5 protein-coding genes and 1 tRNA gene are annotated in these 10,536 nt (G+C 39.9%); 2 read left to right on the top strand and 4 right to left on the bottom strand.

The window, feature by feature from the left end; translation table 11 throughout:
* Positions 1-4 precede the first annotated feature (4 nt).
* Positions 5-643, top strand: a complete 639-nt coding sequence (locus IPM34_05805; GenBank protein MBK8955056.1) for a response regulator transcription factor — start codon at positions 5-7, stop codon at positions 641-643.
* Positions 644-1,166: 523 nt separating this feature from the next.
* Here IPM34_05805 and IPM34_05810 read toward each other — a convergent pair.
* Complete coding sequence (locus tag IPM34_05810) at positions 1,167-2,093, bottom strand: DUF1295 domain-containing protein (GenBank protein MBK8955057.1); 927 nt, start codon at positions 2,091-2,093, stop codon at positions 1,167-1,169.
* A 200-nt stretch (positions 2,094-2,293) separates the two neighbouring features.
* Between IPM34_05810 and IPM34_05815 the strand changes: the two genes are divergently transcribed.
* Positions 2,294-6,232 carry an HYR domain-containing protein gene (locus IPM34_05815; protein MBK8955058.1) on the top strand — a complete coding sequence of 1,313 codons (3,939 nt, stop codon included), beginning with the start codon at positions 2,294-2,296 and terminating at the stop codon, positions 6,230-6,232.
* Positions 6,233-6,590: 358 nt separating this feature from the next.
* Here IPM34_05815 and IPM34_05820 read toward each other — a convergent pair.
* The 3 genes from IPM34_05820 to IPM34_05830 all read right to left on the bottom strand — a co-directional run bounded on the left by IPM34_05820 (position 6,591) and on the right by IPM34_05830 (position 10,529).
* A tRNA-Met gene (locus IPM34_05820) sits at positions 6,591-6,663 on the bottom strand.
* A gap of 296 nt (positions 6,664-6,959) precedes the next feature.
* Entirely contained in the window at positions 6,960-8,366 is a 1,407-nt protein-coding gene (locus IPM34_05825; protein ID MBK8955059.1) for a TlpA family protein disulfide reductase, read from the bottom strand.
* Positions 8,367-8,480: 114 nt separating this feature from the next.
* On the bottom strand, positions 8,481-10,529 hold the full coding sequence (locus tag IPM34_05830) for a hypothetical protein (protein ID MBK8955060.1): 2,049 nt from the start codon (positions 10,527-10,529) through the stop codon (positions 8,481-8,483).
* Between the last annotated feature and the right edge of the window lie 7 nt (positions 10,530-10,536).

The following is a 10,536-nucleotide window of genomic DNA, read 5'->3' on the forward strand; positions in this document are numbered from 1 at the left end:
TACAATGGAAGAACTCAATTATAAAGTTCGCGTGCTGATTGTGGAAGACGAACCACTCATTGCTGAAAATATCGCGATGTATTTAAATAATCATGATTACGAAGTGGCGGGAATCGCTTATGACTATGAAGATGGGATCATGAAACTGGAAAATGACAAGCCCGATATTGTCTTGCTCGATATCAATCTGGATGGTGAGTTGGACGGGATTGATTTGGGCAAATACATACATGAAAAAATAATGATCCCATTTGTTTTTTTAAGTTCTTATTCGGACAAAAGCACCCTGGAAAGAGCCAAGCAGGTTCAGCCTTCAGGATACCTGGTGAAACCCTTTCACGAGAAGTCGCTGTTGACGACACTGGAAATATCATTGAATAATTTTGCGCTTCATTCAAATCCCATGTTGGAGGAGTTGAACATGCAGAAAATTAATGCGGGACTTGCCGATCCTTTATCGCAGCGCGAATTCGAGGTTCTGCAGCTGATTTATGCCGGGAAAACCAACCAACAAATAGCCAGGGATTTATTTATTTCCTTAAATACCCTCAAAAGACATATTAATAATTCTTATATGCGTTTAGAGGTGAGTTTCAGGACTTCAGCTATAAAAAAGTTGAGAGAATTGATGCGAGCAAAATAAATAAGTCAAATGCATAATGGATGATGGATGATGGATGAAGGATGATGGATAATGCATAATGATTATGCCTTAAGCCTTGTAGCTAAGAAACTGGATTCCATTGCATGAATTGGGATAATAGAGGGTATGGAATGGATGTTGCATAGTAAGTTAATTTTTCGACGGATACAATAGACTTCTGACTTGAGTCTTACGCCTCCGGCCTTTAATTGATGGGGCAAAGATTAAAGAGTAAAGTAAAGAGAATGGAGCATAATAATGATTTTATCAAATTATAATACTCCTCCTGTAATTTTCTGCAAGTTCCCCGGCTGAACGGCTTGAATATTTCGAATTTCAAATTGATCAATTCAGACGGACAGGAGCGGGACCTAAGTTGTATTTAGTTCCACGCGAATGCCGGGAACTAACAAATGGACTTATGAACTTTCATAATCATCGAAACATCATAAAGTCTAATTACCAGGGAAATCATCGATACTAACAAACGTTAACTTCACAACGAAGAACTAACAGCCAACATCTAGCCAAATCGAAAAGGTAAAAACTTATTCACTTCTTGTTGATATTTTTTATAGGCTGGATATTTTTGAACGCTGATTTCTTCGCTGAATTGAGCACTGCCCTGAAACAAAAGAATCAGCAACAGACTACCACAGATACTCCAGTTGATCCAGGATCCTCCGGCGCTGACACTGAACAGATAAAAACAAACCCAGATGCACTGCTCGGCAAAATAATTGGGATGCCTGCAGTATTTCCATAATCCCTTATCCAGAAATCCTTTGGTTTCCTCGGCTGAAAGAGTTTCACCACTTTTTATTTTTCGCCATTTCTTGCTTTGGAATTTCCATTGTTGTATATCCGCTATGGTTTCCATGAGTATAAATCCGAGCATGGTTGCGCTGATCCCATAATCATAGATCGAGAATGGTTGATCTTTATATTGCATAGTAAACAGAATAGGGGTAGTAAAAGAAAAGATGAGTAGATTTTGGTAGATGGAAATAAATCCTAAATTAAAAAGGCTCCATTTCCATCCCGGTTGAAATTCAGGTCTCTGCCGTAATACTTTCCAGCGATAATCCTCCTCGCCCTGCCAGAATTTCCAGGAATAAGCTCCTTTCAGTGAAAAATTGTAACTCAGTCGAAGACCCCATAGGGTAACCAAAATGCTCATGTAGACCAGTCTGGCCTGAAAATCGCCATGATAGGCAACGATCCATACATAAAGTATGGGCAGGATGCTCCAAAGTTTGTCCACTTGGCTGTAATTTTTCGTGAGCTCGGAGATCAGGAAGCATAAAAAGGAAACTGACAAACAAATTGTGATTAATTTCTGGATCACTATCGCCTGATCAGAATTCAGATTTATACCTTTTATTAATGCCATAATCAGTAAAATCCCAACACTTAAAATGAGTAACAGAGAGGTATTTATCAAATTCATAAGGATAGTATATCTATAATTAATACTTAATATTATAAATAATTAAAATATATAAATTAAATAATATCAATATATAATTAAAATAAATTGAACTGTAACGCTTTTGTAACGCTCTAAATTAGTCTAATTTCAAGAATCACAGTTCATTTGCTTTATCAATATGCTTGACAACTAAATCTTTATTTTTAAAAATTGCACATATGCTTAAGAAATTTCAAAAATTCTGTTTCTTATTTTGGTTTTGTTTCCTTTGTATAAGACTGAACGGACAGGTCGCGAATGCTCATTATTTCGTAAAACTGGACCATATCACCAGCTACCAAGGGAATTTGTCTTGCGGTTGCCGGGAACCTTTCGATGACACCGAAGAATATACAGCCATTGTGAAAGTAAATACAGACACTGATCCAGCTTATTCTTCCAGCGGCTGCCAACAATGCAATTATAACGGAGACTGTACCTACGGAGCAGGCGTTCAAATTTTAGAAAAGACTGATGATGCGAAAAGCTTTTCTGCTTTGTTTCACGCCTGGGAAGATGATGGCGGCGATCGTTGTACTTATGAAAACCTCTATGAATTTTTGCAATGTCCGACCATTTTTAGTTGTCCGTGTGAGGTTGATTTTGAGACCGATCCGTATGACTTCAGAATGAATTCATGGCCAAGTAATGGCACTTATACCACCACGCAAACATGGGGTGATCATCAATATTTATGCACAGAAATTAACCATGAGTTTGCTCTGAAATACACCTGGAAATATGCTGCGGGGTCCAACGTAACTGAATTGGATTGCTTTGCCTCTACTTTTGAATATTCTGGAGGGAATCTCGCTTCATGGTGTTTTTACCTTTATGCAGAAACGACTTACGAATTTCTGAATATTTCAGAAGGTGGCCCGGATCAAGAGGATACTTACATGCGAATCTATGGAATCAATGGTTATTCTATCGTTAATTCAAATAATAATGCCAGTGGATCTGAATTGTATTCTAAAATAGTTTACAAGCCGACAGTAAGTGGATATTATTTTCTGGAATTGTCGCATAACGTTCGCCTTCCACTCCTAAAAAATGGAGATTTGTACATCACGATATCTAATCCGATAAATAATGATTGCATTAATGCAATGAATTTATCAACAGGCGTATCTCAAAGTTATTCAACTCTCTGTGCCAGTCAAAGTGCACCAGCTCAGTCTTGCGGGGGCAACAATGAGCACAAGGATGTGTGGTTCAAATACAAACCGAATGCATCTGGTTCCATTGTTGTAGGCAATTGCGCTTTAACGAATTACGATTCGCGTATTTCTATTTATTCAGGATCGTGCGGCAGTTTAACACCTGCTGCTCCTGTTTATTGCAATGACAATGGTTGCGGTATTTCTTCGAGTATAAGCATTCCGGTTTGTAAAAATCAAACCTATTATATCAGCGTAGGAGGAACCAACGGTGCCTTTGGTTCTGGCAAAATATTACTTACGTTTACTCCCAGCAACACAGGACCGGGTATTTCCTGCCCTTCCAACACTACTTTGAACTCTGCAACAGATGTTTGTGGTGCTATACACAATTATTCGACACCCAATGGAACGGATAATTGTCCGGGTGCAAACACCATGAGAACTGCGGGCTTAGCCTCCGGAAGCACTTTTCCTGTAGGCACAACCACCAACACATACAAAGTAACCGATGCCGACGGCGCCACGGCGACTTGTAGTTTTACCGTAACGGTTCTGGATGTAACGGCACCGACCATCCAGTGTCCGCCATATATGCAAATAACTTCCTGCGAACCCTTGGAAGTGAATTATCCTTTTCCGGTGGCATCTGATAATTGTTTAGGTTTGGGATATGGCATCGAACAAATCAACGGAATTCCCTCTGGGAACACCTTTCCATTTGGAACCACCGTCAATACGTTCAGAGCTATTGATGCGGCTGGCAATGTTTCGTCCAACTGCTCTTTTTTGGTCGAAGTGACAGAATCCGGACCCCCTTCCATCAGTTGTCCGGAAGACTTTACAGTACAAGCGAATTCACCTTTTTCTAATTGCAAAGCCATCGAGGTAGGCTATGCCATCACCGCCAGTTCAGAAGGCTGTAGTGCAGATGTTGTGCAATTGGAAGGATTACCCAATGGCAGCGATTTACCTTTCTTTCCACCCACCACCAATGTATATCAAATTACCGATTCAGAAGGCAACACGGCCACCTGTGGATTCACCATCACCGTCGTTGATTTAACCAAACCCATCATCAGTTGTCCGTCGAATATCAATGTAAATGCTTCCGGAAGTTGTGATGCAACCGTCACGTACAGCACACCGGTAGCAAGTGACAATTGTTTTGGTCCAAGCTATCCGATGTTAACAAGGACTTCCGGTCCAGCCAGTGGTTCCGTTTTCCCGTTGGGAAATACGATGATCATTTATCAAGCGACCGACTTTTCCGGAAATAGTAAAACATGTTCTTTTACAGTGACGGTCAATGATGGAACGGGTCCTGAAATAGATTGTCCCGATGATCTTGAATTTATTTCATTACCGGGTGTATGTGGCCATGATGTGGAATACGATGAACCCGGATATTCTGATAATTGCAGTGGAGCCATTTTGGAACAAACAGCGGGCCTGGTATCCGGCGCCTTTTTTCCTGTCGGAAATACGACCGTAACATTTAGGGTTACCGACGAATCCGGTTTAACTAACACTTGTTCGTTTTTAGTGTCGATCACAGATGAGGAAAGTCCAGCGGTAGCTTGTCCTGAACATGTCATCAAGTATGCGAATGGTTCCTGCTCAGGAACTGTTGGAACACACCTGTTGGCAGCAAAACAAGACAACTGTACTTCGGCAGGATCCATCGCCGAGTCTCAAAGCAATTCGGGTGATGGCAACTTATCGGGACACAATGATTTTGAAACAGTAACCATTACGGCGACAGACGGTTCGGGAAATACCAGCACGTGTAGTTTTACGGTCACTTTAAAAGATACCACCCGTCCGCTCATCAGTTGTCCGCCTAATGTGACCCTCGCTGCAGATGCCAATTGTAAGGCTACGATCGGAAATTACAATTTGAATAGCAAATCAGACAATTGTACAGTTACTGCTTCGATCAGTGTTGTACAAACATTTTCAGGTGATGGAAAACTGTCAGGACACAATGATGTAGAAACGGTTTATTTAACCGCAACGGATATGGCGGGCAATTCGAATGACTGTGCATTCACCGTAACTTTGAAAGACATTACTCCGCTGAGTCTGACCTGTCCGCCGGATATAACATTTGAAACGGGTTCGGGTTCTTGCGGACCGGTCCCAAAAATTGAAGTCCCATTGGGTAGTCCAGTAGCATCCGATAATTGTTTTATTCCTGTAGTAAGCAATACTGCCCCAGCAAATTACAATTTAGGCAATACCACGGTCAAGTGGACGGCTACTGATGGTTTGGGTAATTCAAGTACATGCAATCAAAAAGTAACAGTTAAGGTAGGAGATTGCGGTGTTCCTGTTCAGGTTTTACACAAGGATACCACAGACCAGTCAGCGAAGATACAATGGAATGCAGGTGTACCTTGCGTAACCGGGTATCAGTTGCGTTTGCGTTATGAATTGTCTGCCGGTGTTTGGTCTGGATGGACAAGTTGGGCCAACGCGAGTGGTCCCGGTAAAGAACATGCTTTTACGGGGTTGAGTGCGTCAACATTTTATCAATATCAGATCCGTTCAAAATGTGGACCGAATGCCAATTCATCCAACATCAATGGTTGGTTTCATACCAAAGCAGGAGGAGGCTCCATTCAAAGCAAAACAAATTTCTTTTTTGGTATGCAAAACCACGAACTTTTCGGAGAGACGGCAAAGAAAAACAGTTCCGATCAGAGTTACATATCGATTGTGCCGAATCCCGCAAAAGAGACAGTCATGTTTGATTTCATAGGTTTTGAAGGCAGTCAAAAAACGCTGCAACTAATAGATTTTTCAGGTAAAGTTTTATTCACCAAAGTGCTTTCAGCTGAGGAGAATAATTACCTATTGGATCTTGGTGAATTAAATTTCAGATCTGGTTTGTATTTGGTAAAAGTACAGCAAGGATTGATCCACAGTTTCGGGAAATTGATTGTGGTAGAATAGCATGTGTAGTCAGGGGAGCCAATGTGCTCTTCAAAACTGCCGGGATTCAAGAATAACAAAACCAGAATGGCTGAAAAAATGCAGCGAAGGTGCTTCATGATTTAGCTCAGCAAATAATTCTTAAAATGATGGAATTTTCGAAGAAATGATCCTACCTAAAAGGTAAGTGTTAACTTTCGATTTCCAAGGTTCCAATCTAACAAATAGTCTACCAAAAATCTTGAAAAACCCCTTAAATTAAAAAAGACCATAATACATATTTATTTGTATTACAGTCTTTTATTTCTTTCAGCAATTTTTCACACCCACACCCACACTCCCGCCTGACTGACGCCAGTCGGGCAGGCATGCCGAATTGTGGCGGAGGCAGGACTCGAACCTGCGGCCTTTGGGTTATGAGCCCAACGAGCTACCAACTGCTCCACTCCGCGATTTGGAACTGCAAAGATATGATATTTTATAAAGATTCAAGAAATTAATAATGATTAGGCGGCCGTTTATATATCTAAGAAATATGGATAAGAAGAAAATTTTAATTTACTTATTTAGATCACATTTAATTAAATTAAAATAAATGAAATATATATATTATTGTAATATAACATTTTATTGAAAAAATATGAAAAATTGATTTGACAATTATTTATTTCCTAAGCAATCCACATCTAAAAAATTTCAAACTGTCAGGAAATGCTCATCAGTTAATTAATATTCATCATTTAGGTTATTACTTATTCTCTTCCAACAATGCCTCCAACTCCTCCTTCACATTTCCACTCGGGCGCTGTGGATTATTATTGGCAATCAATCCATTTTTATCGATGATAAAATATTTGGGTATGCCACTTACATTGTAAAGTTTCGAAAATTCAGCCTCAGAACCTCCTTTGGAATTTACATGGATTCCTTTTATGTCCTTGTCCTTGATGATTTTTTTCCAGGATTCCAAATTTTCATCAATGGACACATTTAAAAATACGATGTCTTTACCATGTAATGCTTCTTCTAATTTTTTTGCAAAGGGAATTTCCCGGACGCACGGTCCGCACCAGCTTGCCCAGATATCCATATAAACAACCTTCCCCTTGAAATCGCTTAAGGATACTTTTTGGCCATTTAGATCTACGAGACTGAATTGCGGAGCAGGCTGACCAACTGCCAATCGTTCAGCATTTCGGTAGGCTTTTTCCAGCATCTCCTGATGGGGCTTTTCTTTTGAACTGCTTAAATACTTTTCATAAATGGTTTTACCATTCTTTACGTCCGATTGGCGTGCGAGTAAAAGATACGCCCAATCCGCAAGAAGGTGTTCCCTGATGTTGCCCTTCAAATGCTTGTCTATATAATTTTCTTTCAATTGCACCATGGATTGACTGCTATCTTTTTTGTAAAAGTTGAAAACTTCGCGATCAACGTAATATCGAACAAATAGTAAATAAGCATTTGCCGGAAATGCATTAGGATTATTGAGTTGCGCTTCTTTAAGAAAATCAAAATAATGTGGACTTACGGATGCGGGCTCTTTTTGTCCGTTGAAATACGCAAAGTAATCAGGATAATTCAACTTTGATATGTAATGGTCGTATAATAATTCTGCTTCCTCCAATTCCCTGAATCTTTTTAGAGCCGGATCGCTTTTAGACGTGTTTGAAAAGTGGGTTGAATAAAATTTTAATTTGGATTGGTAAACAGAATCCTGGTATTGAAGAAAAAGATTTTCAGCTAATTTAAAATGCGATGGTGGTCCGGCAGGAAATTCAAGCAATTTTTGAGCGAGGTAATTGTTGACCCTTGCAGCTTTTCCTGAATGTTTAATAGTCTGGTCAAGCATTTGAGCATCGAGCTCAATTTTTAAACTGTCACCGGGCTGGAGGAATAATGGACTGTATTCATCTCCGTGAAGAAAATCGGCATATCCGGGTTGATTCCACATAAAACGCATGATGAATTCACCATCTTTATTTAAAATGGCTGTATCTGCATAGGTCCGTTCATATGCAATTTGTTCTTTATAGCAGCCGATAAAAACCTTGTCATCGGTCGGGTTGATGATTTTGCCATACACAGTTACCTCCTGAGCAGCGAGGCTGGTTATGCAACAAAAGATGATTAAAAATTGGATACCTGTTTTCATTGGAATTTGATTATTGAGTATAAAATTAATCAAATTAATTGAAAACTCTACCTTTTCGGAGTGGACGTAACGTCAAGACCTTGTACGCAAAATTCGGAAAACTCAATTCATGTTTTAAAAGCTTACCGAAACCTCTTCGCTGAATTCACTTTGCCACGATTTTTCATTTACAACTTTGATGCGATATCTCACCCGGTCGCTTCGTTTCAGATTCCGGTCGGTGAAGGATTCTCTGCCTTCTATAACTTTATAACTTGTAAAAGCTTGGTTATTGAGTGCGCGGTAAATCACGAATTTTTGACTTCTGCTGTTTGGATATTTCCAGTAAAGGTTTACCATTTTTTGGAGCGTATCGGTTTCCACAATGATTTTGGTGACAGGTTTTACGACTTTGGTTTCATAGGCACGGCGCTCTATATGGGATGCCATCTCTGATCGCAATCCTGCATCGTCCACGGCTACCAGGACATATTCATAATGCATGCCGGCCACGAGTTGACTGTCGAGAAAAACAGCAGTAGGTTTAGCCGAAGAACAATTGTAAATTTCCTCAAAACTGTTTTGGTCAGATCTCTTGCGTAGTAAAATATTCATCTTTGTATCGTGCGACTGACTGTTATTCCATTTTAGCAGGATGCCTTTCTGGTCTGAATAACTTGAAATTAATACCGGTGCACTGGGTGCAACCTTATCGGGTTTTCTTAAAGTCAATACTTTAGAATAATCTGAATAATTAAACCGGTGATCTATCGCAACCACTTTATAATGAATTTCTTCTGTAAGTACATTGAGGGGTAAGCTATCACGCCAAACGGTATCCTGTACAGGTTGATCCGTTCTGCTTGTGAACGTATGTTTTTTATGATGGCTGGAGTGTACATAGTAACCTTTGATATCGTTTTCAGGTCCAAGCCTCCACGAAAGCGTTACAATACCATTGGTATCGATGGAGCCTTCGAGACCTGTAGGAGGCGCCGGCGGCAATGAATCGATGATGCTGCCATACTTAGGCAAAGAAACATTTACATTATTTTCATGGTCAAAAACACCGATCCAGTAATAATTATTAATCATTTCATTACATGTAGAGTCAATATATGTCCTGATGTTTTTCCCCAACGGAGATTCCGTGAGCTCAACAAATTCTTTTTGTTTTTCATTGGATTTTGATATCCGGAATCCGGATATATCTTCCGCTTTACATTCCCAGCTTATTTTCATCAGCGCATTTCCAAGGTATTCAAGTTTGATATTGTAGGGGGCCTCCGGAGGTGTTCGGTCTCTTCCCATGGCTGCGATTTCATCGGACCAAGGCCCTGTCGTAGCAAACGAAGTCAATCCTTCTATTTTATAATATTGTTTCTTGTAATTCTGCGCAACCGAATCCCTGTATATGTATTGATCTTTATCTTTGTATGCAGTAAATGCGACCGGAACGGCATTCTGCTTGATCCATTTTTGACTACTCTCTGTTCGTTTGTAAATATTGAATGCGCTGTAATACGATTTATAAATTTTCTTATTCCAGAATATTTCGATCATTTTTTCTCCTTCAAATATGGTATCCACTTCGACTTGAGGCAATTCATAGGGAATTGCATGAACCTGTACAATAGCTGAATGAGCGTTTTCCATCAGCGGTATGATCCTGTACAGATATTTTTTATCGCTTTGAACATTTTTATCTTCAAATCTCAATGCTGCATGCAAGCCGGCCTGCCGGCTGAATTCAGCTGAAAGCAAACAAGCTGAATAAAGGTTCTGTAATTCGTCACTTTTTTCCTGGATAACTTGCAGGCTGATTTCCTTTGGAGTGGTCTTTCCGTGAATGGCCTGTCCGGCAATCATCAGGAAAGTGTCTTCCGGGTGCATTTGGACACTTTCTTTCCAGCGTTCTAATTCAGCTGGTTTGTATTTTTCCTGTAAAGTTTCCCATATCAAAGATTCCGGATTTGCATCATTTACAAGGGCTCTTTCAATTTTTACGCCGTAATAGTTGCATAATTTCCAGGAACCCGGGGTCGTGGGTACCCATCTTAAGACCACTCCCATATCTTTGAAATATGCTGCCGTCAATACTATTTCATAATTGGTCGAGTCAGCAGTTGTTAAACCCGGGTTGGCAAATAGTCCTATAAGAAGAGCAATGTAAAAAAATTTCATACTGACT

The sequence above is a fragment of the Saprospiraceae bacterium genome (assembly GCA_016716185.1).
GTDB lineage: Bacteria > Bacteroidota > Bacteroidia > Chitinophagales > Saprospiraceae > Vicinibacter.